Genomic DNA, 18,971 nt, shown 5'->3' with positions numbered 1-18,971 from the left:
AGACGCATGGTTGATGACACGACCAAGAAACACGACCAAGAAGAATCGACTGGCGCGGGCGCGGTGTGTTATACTTCCCACGTCTACGCGCCCGTAGCTCAGTTGGATAGAGCACCAGCCTCCGGAGTTGGGTGTCGCGCGTTCAAGTCGCGCCGGGCGCGCCATTCTTTTTCCCCGCCAGACGTTGTCAGTTCATGAAAAGCCTTGTCATTATTGCCGATTCCTGAACGGTGTTTTCCGCGACCCTTCAACTGCCTATCTGGTACGGTTGCGCCGTGCGATGCCAGTGGTAGGGGCAGGTTTGAAACCTGCCCCTACGGGATATGACGCGCCCGCAGCGGTTGGGGCAGGTTTGAAACCTGCCCCTACGGGCTACGGGCACGGGGGGTGGGCGGCGGCACGGTTTGCCGGAAATCGTGCGCGGGCTTGAAACCGTCTCGTCGCGCGGGACAACGGGGTTCCCGTTTGGCAACATGACTACTGCGAACACGTTTCCGCAACGATGCGGCTCTCGACCGCATCCGGCAATGTATACGCGACAACCCAAGAGAAGAAGACACCGACGGAGTGGCGGGCGAATTATTGAACCGGCGTTCAAATCGTGCAAGACTTAACAGAGGCAAGGTCCCAATGTGGACCCCTTCCCGGAGAGCGCATGACGCAGAAGAGAGGCCGCAAATCTACAACGAGGGCGTTGCAGGAACGCGTCAAGGAACTGACTTGTCTGCTCCGAATGGCCGAAATAGCGGCCAAACCAGGCATTTCCATCGAGGAAATTCTTCAGCAGACCGTGAGCTTGCTGACGTCCGCCTGGCAATATCCCGAAATCGCTTCCGCGCGCATTGTCCTGAACGGATGCGTATATGCCGCGCCGGGTTTTCGGGAAAGCTCCCATGCCCAGCACGCCGAGGTTGCCGTGCAAAACGTCAATCGTGGTTTTATCGAGGTCGTTTATCTCGAAGAGATGCCGGAGCGCGATGAGGGCCCATTTCTGAGGGAGGAACGCAATTTGATCAATGCCGTCGCCCAGCAGGTGGCATTGGTCGTGGAACGCAAAGAGGCGGAGCTGGACCGGGCCCGCCTGGAAAATCAGTTGCTGCATGCGGATCGGCTCGCTACGATTGGGATGTTGGCGGCCGGGATTGCCCACGAACTGAACGAACCCTTGGGAAACGTCCTGGGTTTTGCACAGTTGGCCAGGAAATGTCCGGGTCTGCCCGAAGCGGCTGACCGCGATCTCATCAAAATAGAGCATGCATCCCTGCACGCGAGAGAGGTCATCCGGAAGCTGCTGGTGTTTGGACGGCAACTGCCTCCGGAGAAGACGCTCTTGGACCTCAGTCAGGTGGTGCAGGAAGCGCTTTCTCTTCTGGGCGCACGCTGCGCAGGGGCGGGAGTGGATGTTGTGTGCATGCTTGACCCGATGTTGCCACAGATTCCCGCTGACCCCGCGCAAATCACCCAGGTGGTCGTGAACCTCGTCGTGAATGCGTTGCAGGCGATGCCAGACGGAGGGACACTCCGGCTGAAGACCGAAGCGGCCGCCGATGCTGTCGTGCTTCACGTGGAAGATTCGGGGCCCGGCATGAGTCCCGAGGTGCTTCAGCAGGTATTCGTGCCGTTCTTCACCACCAAGGACATTGGCGAAGGTACGGGGCTTGGCTTGCCCGTGGTGCACGGGATTGTGACGGCGCACGAAGGGACTATTCACGTCCACAGCGAGGTGGGTGTGGGAACACGATTTGAGGTGCGGCTGCCCTTGGCCGCCGGCCAATTTGAGGAGGCCCGACCGGATGGCCAAGAAAGCGGATAGGTCACGGATCCTGGTCGTAGACGATTCCCCACTAACCCTTGAAGTCCTGCAGCGAAATCTGTCTGCCGAAGGGTATGACGTGTTGACGGCGCCGGGTGTCGCGGGCGCGGCCGAACTATTGAAATCAGTCAAGGTGGACTTGGTTATCACGGACCTCAAGATGCCCAAGGTCAGCGGCATGGACCTCGTGCGACACGTCCGGGAAAATTACCGCGACACCGAGGTCATGATGATTACCGGTTACCCGTCGATTGAGGGTGCGGTGCAGGCGATCAAGACCGGCGCCGAGGAATATGTTGCGAAGCCGTTTACTGACGCGGAACTTTCCGCAGCCGTAAAGCGGGCCCTCGAAAAACTGCGGGTCCGCCGATTCGGCAACTCCGCCGGCATGCCGGCAGCCACGATGCGTCACGGGTTGCTGGGGGAATCGGAAGCCATGCGGAAGATCCTCCGCGCGGTGCGGAAAGCGGCCTCCACCTCGGCCACGGTCTTGATCACAGGGGAGAGCGGCACGGGGAAAGAACTGGTGGCGCGCGCGATCCACTATGGTAGCGCGCGCTCGGCGGCCCCGTTTGTGCCCGTCAACTGCGGCGGCATCCCAGACGGCTTGCTGGAAAGCGAGCTTTTCGGGCACGTCAAGGGCGCGTTCACCGGCGCCACCGAAGCGCGAGCCGGCTTCTTTCATTCGGCGGACGGAGGGACCATCTTCCTGGACGAGGTCAGCGAAACGAGCGTCCCGATGCAGGTGAAGCTGCTGCGGGTCCTGCAGGACAAGGAGGTCTGCATGGTCGGGTCAAGCCGGGCCCGCAAAGTGGATGTCCGCATCGTGGCCGCCACCAATAAGGACCTCCTGGGACTCGTAAAAAAGGATGCTTTTCGAAAAGACCTGTTCTACCGGCTGAACGTCATTACCCTTGTCCTGCCCCCCCTGCGGGAGCGCGGAGAAGACATCCTGCTGCTGGCCAGGCATTTTGCCAGGCGATTTGCCGCCGAGCTCGGCCGCACTGAACCCCGCTTTTCGGACCGGTCGATGGCCGTCTTGAGGAACTACGAATGGCCCGGCAACGTCCGCGAACTGGAGAACGTCGTCCAGCGGCTCGTTCTCATGACGGACGGCGATATCATCGACGCGCCGGACCTGCCGCCGCTCATGCGCTTCTCGCCCTTGAGCAGAACTGGCCTCGACCGCACCCTGGCGGAAGTCGAAGCCGAGTACGTCAGCAACGTGCTTGCCAGCCTGGGCGGCAACAAGACGCAGGCCGCGAAAATCCTCGGTATCGACCGTAAGACTTTGCGGGACAAGGTCACAGCCGTCCTCGACGGGCAGGGTGACTCCCCCAAGCCAGGTCAGCGCTGACCAGCCTTCCCCGGACGTTCTCGCGCACTCAGGGAAACTGGGGAGTTTTTCCCCGGCGGGCGAAATCTCCCCGCTGTCCGTCCATATTCCGCCAAGTGAGTTCCTCCTGCTTCCACGCAGAATAGAGGGTGACGCGGGCGTTGCCCAGAAACCAGAGAATCGGGAAGAAACCCCACAGTTGTCACACAATATAAGTACTTGCACTGCAATTGTTTATGCGGATCGTTCAATGACTTCTTCTTGTTCTTGACAGAAGCCGGACTTCAAGGTACTGAGGCTCAGGAAACAGGGCCATTTTGGCGGCAGGATCTCATTGGTATGAGATCTGCTATTCCCAAGCAGTATTCGGCGTTGAGGCAGGACCCCACACGATGAACATACAATCAACCGTACCATTGTGCAGCAAGTGCAAGTGGGGAGCGGGGTGCGCGATTCCGGCCGAGTCGGGAGAGCCCGTCGTGACATGCGGCTCGTATGAAGGCCTCCAGCTTCCCGCGCCCGAAAACGCAAAGAGAACAAGTGACATCAGCCTGCGCGACCTTGGCCGGCTTCATGGCATTTGTGTGGACTGCGCAAATCGCAGGTCATGTCTGTTTTTCCAACTCGAGGGGGGCGTGTGGCACTGCGAGGAGTACCGCTGAGCCACGGCGGGCAACCGGAAGGATGGAGAGAAACCCTTGGAAAGATGTGTGGACCGGCAAGAGATCCTGGAAATCATCAAGAGGCATGATGCCGATTGCGGCGGGATAATCGCGATTCTGGAGGAAATCCAGACAATACACGGGTATCTTCCCGAGCCTGCGCTCAGGGTAGTGTCAGACATGACCCGCCGTTCGCTGGTAGACCTTTACGGAGTGGCGACATTCTATAGATCGTTCTGCCTCAAGCCACGGGGGAAACACTATTTGTGCGCGTGTCTTGGCACAGCCTGCCATGTCCGCGGGGGGCCCACGGTTGCAGAGGAATTGGAGCGGCAACTGGGCATCAAGGCGGGTGAAACCACCGAGGATGGCGAGTTCACGCTGGAAACGGTGAATTGCCTGGGCGCGTGCGCCCTCGGGCCCATCGTCGTTGCGGATGGGGTTTACCATTCGAAGGTGGACGGGGCCGGGGTGAGGAAGCTCCTGAGAAAGCTCCGAACCCAACACGAGTTGCCGGCCGCACAAGTGAAGGTGGCTGCCTCTAGCATATAAAGGATCCGCCTGCCGATGAGATTAGACTCAGTGCGAGATTTGTATGCCCTCAAAGCGAATCTGCGCGATACTGCCGACTTGAAACGCCGCACCATCGTCATTCCCACCGGTACCTGCGGCCGTGCCAGTGGCGCCGGTGAACTGGTCCGCGCGGTTCGCGAAGCATTGTTGCGGAGCGGTCTCGCGGGTCAGGTTCACGTCCGCGTCACCGGGTGTCACGGCTTTTGTGAGATGGAACCGTCCATCCTGATGGAACCGGAGGGCATATTCTACCCACGAGTGAAGACCGCGGACGCCGAAAGGCTGGTCGAAGCCGCCGGGCTGGGGGAAGTTCTGGAAGACCTCGTGTGGGCTGACGCCGCCACGGGCACACGCATCCCCTGCCAGAAGGATGTGCCTTTCTTCAAGAAGCAACGCCGGTCCATTCTTGCCCTGAATGAGCAAGTGGACCCGGAAGACACTGAATCGTACCTCCGAGCCGGAGGATATACCGCGCTGCTCAAGGTATTGGAGCGGGGCGGGCCCGAATGGGTACTCGGCGAAGTGAAATCGTCAGGGCTTCGGGGGCGCGGCGGCGCGGGTTTTCCCACGGGCCTTAAATGGGAACTGCTGGCAAAGCAACCCGGCGCACATGGCAAATACCTCGTATGCAACGCCGATGAAGGCGACCCGGGAGCCTACATGGACCGCAGCGTGCTCGAGGGCAACCCTCACAGCATCCTGGAGGGCATGTTGATTGGCGCCTACGCAACGGGCGCCACGCACGGCATTCTCTATGTCCGCAACGAATACCCTCTGGCCATCAAGCATGTTCACACGGCACTCGAGCAGGCGCGCGCGCTCGGATTGTGCGGGGAACGCATACTTGGCACGGAGTTCTCGTTTGACATCCAGGTTGTCCAAGGCGCGGGGGCGTTCGTGTGCGGCGAGGAAACCGCCCTGATCCGCTCCATTGAAGGATGCATGGGCGAACCGCGTCAGCGGCCCCCGTTCCCCATCCAGGAAGGCATCCTGGGCAAGCCTACCTGCATAAATAATGTCGAGACCTGGGCCAACATACCCATTATCGTGGAACAGGGCGCCGCCGGCTTTTCCCGAGTCGGCACGAAACAGAATTCCGGCACGAAGATTTTCAGCCTGGTCGGCAAGATCCGGAACACGGGTCTGGTGGAAGTCCCCATGGGAATCACCATCGCCGAAATCGTCAACGAGATTGGCGGCGGTCCCGTTGGCAAGGCTGCGATCAAAGCCGTCCAGACCGGCGGGCCCTCCGGCGGTTGTATTCCTGCTGCGCGGTTCGACCTTCCCATCGACTATGACAGTCTCGCCAAAGCGGGGTCGATCATGGGGTCGGGCGGCATGATCGTGATGGACGAGGGCACCTGCATCATCGATGTTGCGAAGTACTTCATGGGGTTTCTGAAAGACGAATCGTGCGGGAAATGCTTTACGTGCCGCAAAGGAACCCAGCGGATGCACGAGATCCTGGACGACATCTCGCAGGGCCGCGGGACCTCGGGGCAGTTGGCCCTCTTGGAAGAACTGGCCCTCGTGGTGAAGGATACGACCATGTGCGGCCTTGGCCAGACCGCCGCCAACCCGGTTCTTTCGACACTGCGGTACTTCCGGGATGAATACCTGGAACATATCGAACATCGCCGTTGCCGCGCCGGTGTCTGCAAGCCGCTGATTTCATTTTCGATCAACGACAACTGTTCCGGCTGTCGGGCGTGCGTCACGAACTGCCCCGCGGACGCCATCTCGGGAGACCCCAAGCAGCGACAGGTCATTGACGCAACGAAATGCATCAAGTGCGGGACGTGCCGGACTGTCTGCAAGCGCGATGCCGTGGAGGTCGCCTAGCAAGGCGAGGAGGTCGCTCAGAGCATGAATGGAATGGTTAACGTCACCATTAACGGGCTCCTGGTATCGGTCGAGAAGGGCATGACGGTTCTGGAGGCGGCGCGGTTCCTGGGATTCCCGATTCCAACGCTTTGCCATATGGACGGCTTGTCGCCGTACGGAGCCTGCCGCCTGTGCGTGGTCGAGATTGGCGAAGGGCCGCGCGCCAAGCTCGTCAGTTCGTGCACGTACCCTGTGGAAGAAGGCCTCCGGGTGCGGACGGCGTCCAGCCGGGTGGTCCGGGCCCGCAAGATGGTCCTCGAGTTGTTGCTGGCTTCCTGCCCGCAATCGAAGGTGATACAGGACCTCGCGTCGGCCCACGATGTACGGCAACAGCGGTTTCGCCAAGAGCACGAAGATTGCATCCTGTGCGGCCTGTGCGTGCGGGTATGCGAAGAACAAATGATGGCGAAAGCCATCGGTTTCCGTTATCGCGGCGAGAAGAGAAGCATCGGCACGCCTTTCGACAAACATTCGGACCAATGCCGGTTGTGCGGCGCCTGCATGTATGTCTGTCCTGCCTGTCAGCTTCGCTGCACCTATGTGGAGCCCGACAAGGCCGTTTGCGGCGCCTGCGCCAACCTCTCCCCGCCCTGCTTACAAAAAGAACCCTTTGATGACATGATGTGTTACATGACGCCTTGCGTTGCCTGCGAGCGGCAAAGCGACTGAGCTACGGAAAGGAAGCAAAGACAATGCCCAGTACCTTCTCCAGAATAAACTCCTCGGCGGCCACCTTGACCAAGAATCGCACCACGGATTCCATCGTGCCGGCATCCGGTCTTTGCGTGACCTGCGTGGACGGCTGCATCGGCATGTGCGAAGTGGGCAAATCCGCCTATCGCGGCCACGAGGTCTTGTATCCCCAGCCGTTCGGCGTAATCACGGCGGCCGGCGAGAAGACGTACCCCGTTGATTATTCGCACTTCAACATCATGGGCACCGCGGTGGGCGCGCACGGGATTGACGCCGATAGCGACAAGGCAATTTTCCCCGCCGTCAACCTCGAGGTGCGGTTCGGTCATGACAATGGCATCAAGTATCGCGTGCCATGGCACATTCCAGGTATTGGCTCAACAGACGTCGCCAAGAACAACTGGGACGGGCTGGCAATCGGGTCCGCGCTCGCCGGAACAGGGCTTACCATCGGCGAAAACGTTGTTGGAATGGACGTCGACGCCGTCGTCAAGAATGGGCGCGTGGTGGATACCGTGGACCTGAAAAGGCGCGTCAAGTTGTACCAGGAGCACCAGCGGGACGGCTACGGGGCGATCATCGTGCAGGCTAACGTCGAAGACAGCCGCCTGGGAGTCCTTGAATATGCCATAGAAAAACTCGGCGTGAAATGCGTCGAACTCAAATGGGGACAGGGCGCGAAGGACATCGGCGGCGAGGTCAAGATTGATGACCTCAAGAAAGCGCAGCTCCTGCATGAACGCGGATACGTCGTGTTACCCAACCCGACCGATCCCGCCATCATCAAGGCGTTCGAGAACGGCGCATTCAAGGCGTTCGAACGCCACTCTCGGGTTGGCATGGTCGAAGAGGAGTGTTTCGCCAGGCGCATCGAGGAGTTGCGGAGCGCCGGCGCCCAATACATCTTCCTCAAGACGGGCGCCTACAGACCCGCGGACCTGGCGCGCGCGGTCCGTTACGTGTCGCGGTACAAGCTCGACCTCCTTACCGTCGACGGCGCGGGCGGCGGCACCGGCATGAGTCCTTGGCGCATGATGAACGAATGGGGCGTGCCGCCCGTTTACCTCCATACCCTCCTGTACCAATATGCGAAACGCCTGGCGGACCGCGGGGACTACGTGCCCGCATTGGCCGTGGCCGGCGGATTCTCATTTGAAGACCAGATCTTCAAGGGTCTCGCGCTTGGCGCGCCCTTCGTAAAACTGGTAGGAATGGCGCGAGCGCCCATCGCGGCCGCCATGGTGGGCAAGACCATTGGCCGCACCATCGACTCGCGGCAGGTACCGGTGTACATTTCGCGGTTTGGCAGTTCTAAAGAGGAAATCTTTGTTACGGCCGTTGAACTGCGCAAGAAGCTGGATAAGGACAGCTTCGAAAAGGTCCCCACGGGTGCATTGGGTCTGTACACATACTACGAACGTCTGGCCCAAGGACTGCGCCAGCTCATGGCCGGAAGCCGAAAGTTCTCTCTATCGCATGTTTCGCGCGATGATATCGCGGCTCTGACTCATGAGGCAGCTGAAATCTCCGGGATACGCTACATCATGGATGTTGATTCCGAAGACGCAATATCCATTCTCGGATAGGTCTCCGCTCGAGAAACAAGACCGGTTCCTCCGAATTGAGTGTGGAACAGAATCCCGGTTTTCGGCACAGGTCATAGCTCGACAGCACCTTGTGCGCTTTCGGCGAAGAACGGGAATCCGTCCCGCTTCCGGTCGCTGTGCCGGGCCGCGACGGAAGGCTGCACACTGTTGGTATCATGGCGTCTGCGTCGTCTCGGGGTCTTGGCACCGGGCGCTCGAAACCTGCAAATGCTCCACACTCGTTCCGGAAGAACCACAGGACTTGCTGTCCTTCTTGAAGGGGCGTGCGGTCGCGTATCGTGGAGAGACTGATACGAAGGTATCGGATACGGCGGGTTCTTTAACCGGTGGGGATTTCACACCAGTGATGTTACTGTTGCGTATTCCGGGCGCGAGCAGTGATTCCGGCTGCTCGCGAGCAGTGAATCCGACGCTCGCGAGCGGTGGAATGGGCCTATCAGGGAGACATCACACAAGGACTGTTTGCCGACCAGCGCCGGCATATTCACGAACTCACGAAGGACCGCTACGACCCGCGCTCTACGCTGATTGCCAGCCAGATTCCCGTCGAAAAGTGGCACACCATCATCGGCACCCCCTCGCGCGCCGACGCCGTCCTTGACAGACTCGTGCACGACACCCGCAAGATCGCTCTCAAGGGAGATTCCCTCAGGAAGAAACGCAAGAAACTCCAAGAGGGTTGAACGCCATCCGTCGCTACGCTCCGGGAGGGGAACCGCCCCCCCGGTTGCCCTCACTCCCACGACAATGGACTGATACAAAACAGCTGCTTTGAAGCACCCCCCCTGCGGACTGTCTCATCCTGCGGACTATCCGATCGTGCTCACCGTTCCGCCACTCGCGAGCACCCGGATCAGGTGCTCGCGCTCCTCCGGATTCGGTGGCCTACTCGTGCAGGAATATGCAACTGTAGCACGTTGGTAATCCCAAGCCGGCATGTTGACCGGTCAGGGGGCAGATGGCCCGGTCCAGGTTTCGCTTCTTTCTGGATACCGCGGCCCTTTCTTGCCTTCGTATAGACACAACGAGCCGCCGGCCTTATCAGCCGACGGCTCGCAGCCTGATGGTAACTCGTTCTAGCTGAGAAGCTTAGTTATTTCTTGCGACGAATGCTCACCGCGCCCGCGAATGCACAGGCACCGGCCAGCAGCGCCACGCCCAGACCGCCCGCGATGGGCAGCGTCCCTTCAGGGACGACTTCCATGTAGAACGGGTCCGAGTTCGATTCGACAATGGCCTTGGCGGCGTTGTCGTACGTAATCACGACTTTGTACCAGCCCGTGTTCTGCAGTTCGACCGGGTCGAACACCAGCGTGTTGCCCGTTTCACCCGGCAGCTCAACAAAGGCCGTGCCTTCGGAATTCAGGCGGCTCCACTGGTAGCTCAGCGCGACTGTGTCACCGACCGTGCGCGCGCGCAGTTCGACAGTCTCGCCTTCCTCGACCACGCCATTGCCGGTAATCCGGACGAGGCCGTCTTCGCCCTCGCCCTCGCCTTCGCCTTCACCCTCTCCTTCCCCTTCGCCTTCGGCACCGGGCAGAGACGGGTCAAGGGCGGCGTCAACATAATCCGCCGCCGTCTTGGCCAGCGCGTACAGGTCGTATTCCTGCTGGTTTGTGTAGCCGTCGCCGTCCGCGTCGCCGGTCTTGCTCAGAATAGCATTCAAGCGAGCGTAGTTCGCGGGGTCCAGTTCAATGTCGTTAACCAGGCAGCTTCCCGGCGCAATCACGTCGCAGAAACTGACCAGATTCGCCAAGGCGACTACGACGCCCATGGAGTCGTCATCACCCAGCGTCGCAACACCCGCCAGCACGACCATGACGCCCTTGAAAGTCGCATTAATATTGGCCTGCAGTCCAGGCGTCAGGTTCGGAATCTGGCCGGGGAACGCGCCTTGCAAAATACCCCACAGCGAGGGAAGCGTGATCGTGATCAGAGTGTTCATGCCGTCCGTGTACAGGTTCTGGTAATTCTCTTCGTACGCAGGCTGAACAGCGCTGGAATCAACACCGGCCGCCACCTGGCCCGGCATCGTGCCCGTATCCAAGTCGGCATATGCCGCTGCGTTGGCCATCAGTTCCCTGAGGACGCCCAGCTCGAATTCGCCGTCCAGCATGCCGTTCGGGCCGGGCAGATCGTCCACAAGCGGCCCGTTGATATCGGCCGTGTCGCATGCCAACCCCTGCAGGAGCGCGGCATCTTCGCCGAGCAATGCAGCCAGCCACGCCAATCCGGTTTCACTGGTGTCATTGATGAGCGCAACGATATTGTCCATCGTTCCACAGAAGTCCACCGGCTGTGTGGGGGGTGGTTGAACCGCCCGGGCGGTGGTTGGCGCAAACATACCCAGAGCCAGAAGCGCCAGAGCACAAGTTACCGTCAGCTTTTTCATGGTTAGTTAGTCCTCCGTTTCCTACATCTGCAGTAGGATTACAACACCATGGCCCGCAGCCTTCACCTAGCCTCAAAATGATACCCGATCTTCGCTGGCGATGCAACCCCCTTCCCAAACTCAGCTGTGCAAACTCACCCAAGAGGTTTGTACCACCAGCAGCCGTATCATAGGCCAACTCACCCGATTGTGTCAACCTTTTTTTTCAGTGCCTTGGATGTGGCCTCTTCCCGGCCGCCTCCCCCCCGGCCGGAAGCAGCCGGGGCGCTTGGACCCCGTTCGCGAACACCACCCCCCGGAAAGAGCGGCCTGCCCCGCAGCACGGCATGCGCTTGGGAGAAGGGCTGTGCGTGCACGGCCTATTCCCGGCCGATTTCAGGCTTCTTCCTGCGAATTGACATCATCGCTGGACATCCTTATAATATCTTCCATTATTGGCAGAATTACCCGGCAGTAGGATGGGAAATGGCACGGCCTTGTGAAGGAAGCACGGTACACGCCCCCTGCGGGCGTCGAGATAGATTCTTCACTGCCTTTTCTGGGCAATCCGGTGCACAACGCGAAGTGGTGGCAACAAGGAAAACCCTTAGGGCGCAACATCTTGCGGCGTCCGCGGTTCGCATGTACTGAACTTCACTCATTTCCGATCCCGCCATTCTGTCATACCTGCCGGGCTAGGAAGCCCTGACGAGTTCCCGAAAAGGACTGGGAGGTTATGCAGATGGATAGCATCATCTTTGTCCTTGGCGGGATTGTGGCGGGAGTGATTCTCGGCAGCGCCAGCGCCATGTTATTGGCGCGCTGGCGCGGCAACAGTGTGCTCGGCAAAGCCAGGCGCGATGCCGGGCAGATCATGAGCAATGCGGAGAAAGACGCCGCTTCAATCCTCAAGGACGCGAAGACAAATCTCAAGGAACTGGAAATCGACCTGCGCGCCCGTGTCGAAAAGGAAGGGCGTGAGCAACGGCGCGAACTGGCGAATTTCGAGAAACGCCTGCAGGCGAAGGAAGAATCGCTGGACAAACGGACGGAGGGCCTCGACAAGAAGGCGAACGAACTCAATGCGCAGGAGCGCGACCTCGTGCGCAGAGAGAAGACGGTGGAGAAGGAGAAAGACAAGGTCGCGGCGATCATTGTCCATCAGACGGAGCGCCTCGAGGCGATCTCGGGCATGACCGCGGACCAGGCGCGGCGCGAGTTGTTCCACAACCTCGAGAACGAAGTGAAGCGCGACAGCGCTCTGCATCTCAAGAAGATCGAGGAAGAAGCGCGCGAGAACGCTGAGAAGAAGGCCCGGTGGATCATCGGTGAAGCCATCCAGCGTTGCGCCGCGGACCACGTGGCGGAATCGACCGTTTCCGTCGTCGCGCTGCCCAATGACGAGATGAAGGGGCGCATAATCGGCCGCGAAGGCCGCAACATTCGCGCCCTTGAAAACGCGACCGGCATCAATGTGATTATCGACGACACGCCCGAGGCGGTCATTCTGTCCGGATTCGATCCGATTCGGCGCGAAGTGGCGCGGGTCACGCTGGAACGGCTCGTGTCAGACGGGCGCATTCATCCGGCGCGGATCGAGGAGATGGTCGTCAAGGTCAACGAGGAAATCGCGCAGACGATCAAGGAACGGGGCGAACAGGCGTGCCTCGAGGCGGATGTCCACGGGTTGCACCCGGAGATCGTGAAGCTGCTCGGCCGGCTGAGTTTCCGCACGTCATACGGGCAGAACGTGCTGCGTCACTCCCTCGAGGTCTGTCACCTGTGCGCGATCATGGCGGCGGAACTGGGCGCGAACATTGCCGAGGCAAAACGCGCCGGGCTCATCCACGACATCGGCAAGGCGCTCACGCACGAGGTGGAAGGGTCGCACGCCGTGCTCGGCCACGACTTGGCCAAACGTTATGGCGAGACCGACGCCGTGTCCAACGCCATCGGCGCGCACCACGGCGAAATGCCCATGGAAGGGCTGCTCGCGGTGCTGGTTCAGGCCGCGGACGCGTTGTCCGCCGCGCGGCCAGGCGCGCGCAGCGAGTCGATGCAGCATTATATCAAGCGGCTCGAACAGCTCGAGCAGATTGCCGACCAGTTCAGCGGCATCGAGAAGGCGTACGCCCTGCAGGCGGGCCGCGAAGTGCGCATCGTCGTGGAACCGAACAAGATTACGGACGCGGACGCGGCAATGCTCGCTCGCGACATTGCGCGCAAGGTCGAGACCGAGATGACGTATCCCGGCGAGATCAAGATCACCGTCGTGCGCGAGACGCGCGCCGTCGAAGTCGCAAAATGAGTGCTCTCGCGCCGAGCCGGCGTCGTGATTGATCAGTTCGCGCGCGCTTCAGCTATACTGGCGCCTGCCTTGAGCACCCTCCTCGCGGACGGGAAGGGCTGCGGTGGGGCGTGTTCCGGGGTCTTGGGTCGATGAGAATTCTCTTCGTTGGCGACATTGTGGGACGTCCCGGCCGGCGCGCCGCAGCGCGCTGGCTGCCCGAACTGCGCCGGGAGTACGAGGTCGATGTCATCCTGGCGAACGCGGAAAACGCCGCGGGCGGGCTGGGCGCGACCCCCGAAGTGCTGAACGAACTGCGCCGCGCGGGCGTCGAGGGGTTCACGCTGGGCAATCACGCCTGGCGCAAGCCCACGCTGCTGGCGGCCATTGACGGCATGAACGACGTGGTCCGGCCGGCCAACTTTCCCAATGGCGTGCCGGGCCGCGGCGCATGCGTGTTGCCGCTGCCGGACGGGCGCGGCGTGGGACTCCTGAATCTGATGGGGCGCGTCTTCATGACGCCGTTCGAGTGCCCGTTTGAGCGGGCGGCGCACGAACTGCGTGCGCTCCGCGCGCTGACGCGCGTCATTATCGTCGATTTTCATGCCGAGGCCACGTCGGAAAAAGTCGCCATGGGCTGGCGCGTGGACGGACAGTGCAGCGCCGTGTTGGGCACGCATACGCACGTGCCCACGGCGGATGAACGCATCCTGCCGGGCGGGACCGCCTACATCACGGACGTCGGCATGACGGGCCCGCGAGACGGCATTATCGGCACGGACCGCGACGCCGTGCTGACGAAGTTCGTCACGGGTCTGCCGCGGCAATTCAGCGTGGCCAAGGGCCCGGCATGGCTCAACGCCGTGCTCGTGGAGATAGACGAAGCGTCGGGACGCGCGACAAGCATGGAGCGGATTGCGCGCACGGAGTAAACGATTGTCTCCCCGCCGAGGGGAGCACGGATAGGGTTTGCATGTATTTCAAGAGCATCGAGTTGAATGGGTTCAAGTCGTTCGCGGACAGGACCTACCTGCCGTTCGAGCCGGGTATAACCGCGATTATCGGGCCAAACGGGTCGGGCAAGAGCAATATTCTCGACGCGCTGCGTTGGGTGCTTGGCGAACAGAGTCCCAAGTCGCTGCGCGGCAGCCACATGCAGGACGTCATCTTCAACGGCAGCGAACATCGCGCCGCCACCGGCATGTCCGAGGTGACTGTGGTGTTCGACAACGCCGATTCCCGCCTTCCCGTGGACTTCGCGGAAGTCCAAGTCACGCGACGGCTGTATCGCTCCGGCGAAAGCGAATATCTTCTGAACAAGATGCCGTGCCGCCTGCGTGACATCCAGGAACTCTTCATGGATACGGGCATCGGGACCAACGCGTATTCGCTCATCGGCCAGGGCAAGATCGACCTGGTCCTGAGTTCGAAACCCGAAGACCGGCGCTTCCTTTTCGAAGAGGCCGCGGGCATCATCAAGTACAAGACGCGCAAGCGCACGGCCATGCGCAAGCTGGAAAACGCGGACCAGAACCTGCTGCGCCTGCGCGACGTTATCACGGAAGTCGAGCGGCAGACGCGGTCGCTGAAGCGGCAGGTCGCCGCGGCGATGCGCCACCGCAAACTCACCGAGGAACTGCGCGAACTCGAGGTCCGGAGCGCCTGGCTGAAATTCCGGCAACTGACCGCCGAAGCCGGCCAATTGAAAAAGCAATACGCCAAGACGCAGGACGCGTACGAGACGCTGTCCACGGAACTCAGTGGACTCGAAGCCCGCGAAGAGCAACTCAGCCTCGAACGCATCGAGGTGGAACGGGTGCTCACCGCGCGGCGCGAAGGTGTCCACCAAATCGACACCGACATGGAACGTATCGAGAGCGACATTGCGCTGTTGCGCAAGGAAATCGAATTCTCGAAACAGCAGCAGGAGCAGGCGCGCACGGAACACGACGAGTATCAGGAGCGGGCGGCGCGCATCCTCGAGACCTGCCGCGAAACGGAGGAACGCGCGGCAACCCTCCGCAGTGAAATCGCGGACGGCAATGCCACCTTGACTGCCAAGCAGGAGGAGTTCGACGCGTTGTCGCGGCAACTCGCGGAAGCGGAACTACGCGTCGAGGAGACCCGGGCGCGCGCCGCGGAAGCGGTGCACTCGCGCAGCCGCACTCAGACCGAACTGGAGACCATCGAGGAAGGGCTGCAACGCGTCGATACGCTGCTGGCCGGCATTTATCAGCGGCAGGAGCAGCAGAACGGCCGCATTCAGGCGGTGACAAACGACCATGCGGCGCGCGTGGAACGCGCGCGGCAAGGCAAGGAGCGCGCCGCGGCACTGCAGAAGGAACGCCAGGAGGTCGCCCAGGCGCACGGCAAGGCCGCGGGCGCGTTGGAAAAGGCCGCGAGTTCGCTCCAGAATCTTCGCGAGCAAAAGAGCAGCCTCGAAGCGCGGCTCCGGTCGTTGCGCGAGTTGCGCGACAGCTATGAGGGCTATGCCACGGGCGTCCGCGCCGTCATGCAAGCCAGGCAGGAAGGCGTTCCCGCCTGCCAGGGAATCCTGGGTCCCGTCGGCGAACTGCTCGTCACGGAACGGGAATACGAAACGGCTATCGAGGCCGCCCTCGGCGGTAATATCAACAATGTAGTCGTGGAGAACGCCGACGCCGCCAAGGACGCCATATCCTTCCTGAAAGAAAACCGGGCGGGTCGCGTTACGTTCCTGCCCCTGGACACGATTCGCGGCAGCAAGCACGACGACACCGCCGAAATCGCCGGCCTTCCGGGTATCGTCGGCCCCGCGATCCAATACGTGCAGTTCGACCCGCGAATCCGGCCCGCGGTCGAGTATCTGCTCTGGAACACCGTGATCGTCGAGACTATCGACGATGCCATTCGCATCGCCCGGTCGGAACGCCGGTTCCCCCGCCTGGTGACGCTCGAGGGCGAGGTCGTTTCCTCCGCGGGCGCGGTCACGGGCGGGCGCACGAAGCATGAGAGCCGCGGCCTGCTGGGGCGCGGCGCGGAAATCGACGAATTGGAAACGCAGGTCGGCGAGCTTGGGGGCAATCTCGAAAAGACCTCCGCTCAGGCGCGAAACCTGGGCGAGAAGCTACAGGAACTGGCGCGGCGGCGCGATACCCTGCAGACAGAGGAAGACGCCACGCGCCGGGACCTGTCGGAAGCGGAGGTCGCCATTGCGCGGCTGAGCACGGAACTGGAAAACCTCACCCTGGCCGCGGCGCAACTCGCGCGCGAGCGCGACGCCGCTTGCCTGGAACGCGAAGAACTCGAGCAGCGGCGCAAGGAGGCTCAGGAGCGGGCCAGCGGCATCGAAAACGACGACGAGGCCCTGCAGCGGCGCATGGCGGAAGCCCAGGAGGGCGCGGCCCAGGCACGGCAGGCGCTCTCCGTTTGTTCCGATGCGCTGGCGGACCTGCGCGTGCGCCTGGCCGGCCTCACGCAGAATCTCGAAGAGGCGGAGCGCAACCGGCAGCGCGAGATGCGCGACCATGAGGAGGCGCTTCGCGAGGCCGCGCGCCGCATTGACCTGACCGCCGAGCTGCAGGCGCGCGAGAAAGACCTCGTGGAAGCCATCGCCTCGAAGGCAGAAATGGCGCGAGCCCTCTCGGAGAGCCGTGAGCAGGCGGAAGCCAAGGCCATCGAATCCCAGAACCGGCAACAGCACATCGTCGAAGCAGCCTCGGAGCTGGGCCAGAAACTGAAGGAACTGCGCGAACAGACGTCAACAAGGATGAAGGAAGTACATGCGCTGGACAAGGACCTCACGCATCATGAGGACCAGATAACCTTCTTCCACGAACGTATCCAGACGGAATACCATGTGGCGCTGCCCGCGCTCTCGGAAGCGGAGGTGGGCGCGGATGAAATGGACGAGGAAACGCGCGAAAACACGATCCAGCATCATCGCGACGCGCTGCAGCGCCTGGGCGCCGTGAATCTCACCGCCATCGAGGAGTATGAGGCCCTTGACCAGCGCCTGAAATTCCTCATTTCGCAGGAAGAAGACCTCCGCAAGGCGCGCGAAACGCTGTCCGGCGTCATCGAGCGTATCGACCGTACCATCATCGCGATGTTCAAGGACACGTTCGAGACCGTCGGCGAGAATTTCAAGAACTATTTCAGGCGACTGTTCAACGGCGGCCAAGCGCGCATCTATCTCCTGAACGAAGACGACCCGCTCGAGAGCGGCATCGAAATCGAGGCGCGGCCGCCCGGCAAGAAGCCACAGACCATATCCCTGTTGTCCGGCGGCGAACAGGCGCTCACCGCGATTGCGCTCCTGTTCAGCATTTTCAGCGCCAAACCCAGCCCGTTCTGCGTGCTGGACGAGGTCGACGCGCCGCTCGACGATGCCAACATCTGGCGTTTCCTGTCTCTGGTCGACGAGTTCACGAACCAGAGCCAGTTCGTGGTCATTACGCACAGCAAACAGACCATGAGTCACGCCGACGCGCTGTTCGGCGTGACCCAGCAGGAGCGCGGCGTCTCGCAGGTGGTCTCGGTCCGCTTCGAGGAGGTCGCCGACGCCGAAGCCCCCGTATGAGAGTGCTTCACCTGTTCAGCAACGCCAAGTGGACAGGGCCTGCCGAACCGGCCCTGAACCTGTGCGTGGCCCTGCGCGCGCGCGGCGTGGACGCAGCGTTCGCGTGCAGCCCCGACGCGGGCGCGAACATCAACAAGGTCGTCGAGACTGCGCGCGACCGGGGCATCGAGCCCATCCTTGACCTGTGGCTCACCAAACACAATCACCCGTTCAAGAACCTGCTGGACCGCCGCGCTTTGTCGCGGCTGCTGCGCGACAATCGTTGCGATTTGGTGCATTGCCATCTGGACAACGACCACCGGATCGCGGCCGGCCCTGCGCGCGCGGCGGGCATACCCCTGGTGCGTTCCAGTTACTACGGTCTGGGCTTCCCGAACGACAGGCGGCACGCGCGTCTGGCGGCGCGGACCACATGCCTGGTCGAGCCGTCACAGGCGGCGCTCGAAAACGACGCCGAGACCTTCGGGTTCCCCCGCGAACGGATGCGGGTCGTGCCCGGCGCGGTCGATGTTGCGCGTTTTGACCCGGCCCGCGAAACCCCCGATGGCCGCCGCCGGCTCAACCTGGGGCCGGACGGCTTCGTCCTCGGCATTGTCGCCCGGCTTCAGACACACCGGCACTACGAAGACCTCTTCGAAGCCATGTATCTGCTCGTACACGAACTCCCCCACGCGCGGCTCGTTGTAGTCGGCCGCGGCTCCCGCCAGGAACAGGTCGGATTCGAGCCGGTCCAGCGCCTGAACCTGGAGCACTGCGTCCATTTCACTGGATTCCTCGACGGCGAAGACTACGTGGGCATGTTGCGCGCCTTTGACGCGGGCGTATTCCTCACCCCCGGCAGCGACGGCACGTGCCGGGCCGTGCGCGAAATGATGGCTATGGGCAAGCCGGTCGTCGCGGTCCGCCGCGGCATGCTCCGGGAGATCGTCACGCACGAGCGGGACGGCCTCGTAGTGGACGGCTCCGTGCAGGCGCTGCACGAGGCGTTCGTGCGGCTGGGACAGCACCGCGACTTGCGGCACGCGCTGGGCCGCGCCGCGCGCGACACCGCCGTGACCCGGTATTCACTCGAAGCGCAGAGCGCCGCCATCGCCGACTGCTACGCGGCGGTACTGGACCGCTCAGGCCTCGCCACTGCCACATAGACGGGCGTTCTCCGCCGACATTCTGGCGAGGAGAGCCGC

12 protein-coding genes and 1 tRNA gene are annotated in these 18,971 nt (G+C 61.9%); 12 read left to right on the top strand and 1 reads right to left on the bottom strand.

Annotated features, from left to right (window positions below):
• The first annotated feature begins 87 nt into the window (after positions 1 to 87).
• From KA184_00720 to KA184_00685, 8 genes are all read left to right on the top strand, one after another.
• A tRNA-Arg gene (locus KA184_00720) sits at positions 88 to 164 on the top strand.
• Positions 165 to 655: 491 nt separating this feature from the next.
• Entirely contained in the window at positions 656 to 1,813 is a 1,158-nt protein-coding gene (locus tag KA184_00715; protein MBP8128072.1) for a PAS domain-containing sensor histidine kinase, read from the top strand.
• Positions 1,794 to 3,170: a sigma-54-dependent Fis family transcriptional regulator gene (locus tag KA184_00710; protein ID MBP8128071.1), complete on the top strand. Its 1,377-nt coding sequence runs from the start codon at positions 1,794 to 1,796 to the stop codon at positions 3,168 to 3,170. Before KA184_00715 ends, KA184_00710 begins: the two co-directional genes overlap by 20 nt.
• A 677-nt stretch (positions 3,171 to 3,847) precedes the next feature.
• Positions 3,848 to 4,363 carry an NAD(P)H-dependent oxidoreductase subunit E gene (locus KA184_00705; protein MBP8128070.1) on the top strand — a complete coding sequence of 172 codons (516 nt, stop codon included), beginning with the start codon at positions 3,848 to 3,850 and terminating at the stop codon, positions 4,361 to 4,363.
• A 15-nt stretch (positions 4,364 to 4,378) separates the two neighbouring features.
• The gene (locus tag KA184_00700; GenBank protein ID MBP8128069.1) at positions 4,379 to 6,226 is read left to right on the top strand and encodes a 4Fe-4S binding protein; all 1,848 of its coding nucleotides are present in this window, start codon (positions 4,379 to 4,381) and stop codon (positions 6,224 to 6,226) included.
• Positions 6,227 to 6,250: 24 nt separating this feature from the next.
• Complete coding sequence (locus tag KA184_00695; GenBank protein ID MBP8128068.1) at positions 6,251 to 6,937, top strand: (2Fe-2S)-binding protein; 687 nt, start codon at positions 6,251 to 6,253, stop codon at positions 6,935 to 6,937.
• A 23-nt stretch (positions 6,938 to 6,960) separates the two neighbouring features.
• Positions 6,961 to 8,547, top strand: a complete 1,587-nt coding sequence (locus KA184_00690) for an FMN-binding glutamate synthase family protein (protein ID MBP8128067.1) — start codon at positions 6,961 to 6,963, stop codon at positions 8,545 to 8,547.
• Between the two features lie 425 nt (positions 8,548 to 8,972).
• Positions 8,973 to 9,251 (top strand): ATP-binding protein, encoded by a 279-nt coding sequence (locus KA184_00685; protein ID MBP8128066.1) that lies wholly within the window; start codon positions 8,973 to 8,975, stop codon positions 9,249 to 9,251.
• A gap of 410 nt (positions 9,252 to 9,661) precedes the next feature.
• Here the strand turns inward: KA184_00685 and KA184_00680 are convergent, their stop codons facing one another.
• Positions 9,662 to 10,843: an immunoglobulin domain-containing protein gene (locus KA184_00680; GenBank protein ID MBP8128065.1), complete on the bottom strand. Its 1,182-nt coding sequence runs from the start codon at positions 10,841 to 10,843 to the stop codon at positions 9,662 to 9,664.
• 838 nt (positions 10,844 to 11,681) lie between these two features.
• On the opposite strand from KA184_00680, the gene rny reads away from it, so the two are divergent.
• The 4 genes from rny (at position 11,682) to KA184_00660 (ending at position 18,932) form a co-directional block, all read left to right on the top strand.
• Positions 11,682 to 13,247, top strand: coding sequence for a ribonuclease Y (gene rny, locus KA184_00675; protein ID MBP8128064.1), 1,566 nt, complete (start codon positions 11,682 to 11,684; stop codon positions 13,245 to 13,247).
• A 131-nt stretch (positions 13,248 to 13,378) separates the two neighbouring features.
• Positions 13,379 to 14,158, top strand: a complete 780-nt coding sequence (locus KA184_00670; GenBank protein ID MBP8128063.1) for a TIGR00282 family metallophosphoesterase — start codon at positions 13,379 to 13,381, stop codon at positions 14,156 to 14,158.
• A gap of 41 nt (positions 14,159 to 14,199) precedes the next feature.
• On the top strand, positions 14,200 to 17,787 hold the full coding sequence (smc, locus tag KA184_00665) for a chromosome segregation protein SMC (GenBank protein MBP8128062.1): 3,588 nt from the start codon (positions 14,200 to 14,202) through the stop codon (positions 17,785 to 17,787).
• Positions 17,784 to 18,932: a glycosyltransferase family 4 protein gene (locus tag KA184_00660; protein ID MBP8128061.1), complete on the top strand. Its 1,149-nt coding sequence runs from the start codon at positions 17,784 to 17,786 to the stop codon at positions 18,930 to 18,932. The genes smc and KA184_00660 overlap by 4 nt, the downstream gene beginning before the upstream one ends.
• Positions 18,933 to 18,971: the final 39 nt, after the last annotated feature.

It is taken from the genome of Candidatus Hydrogenedentota bacterium (genome assembly GCA_018005585.1).
GTDB lineage: Bacteria > Hydrogenedentota > Hydrogenedentia > Hydrogenedentales > JAGMZX01 > JAGMZX01.
This window is presented reverse-complemented; position numbering and strand designations above follow the sequence as displayed.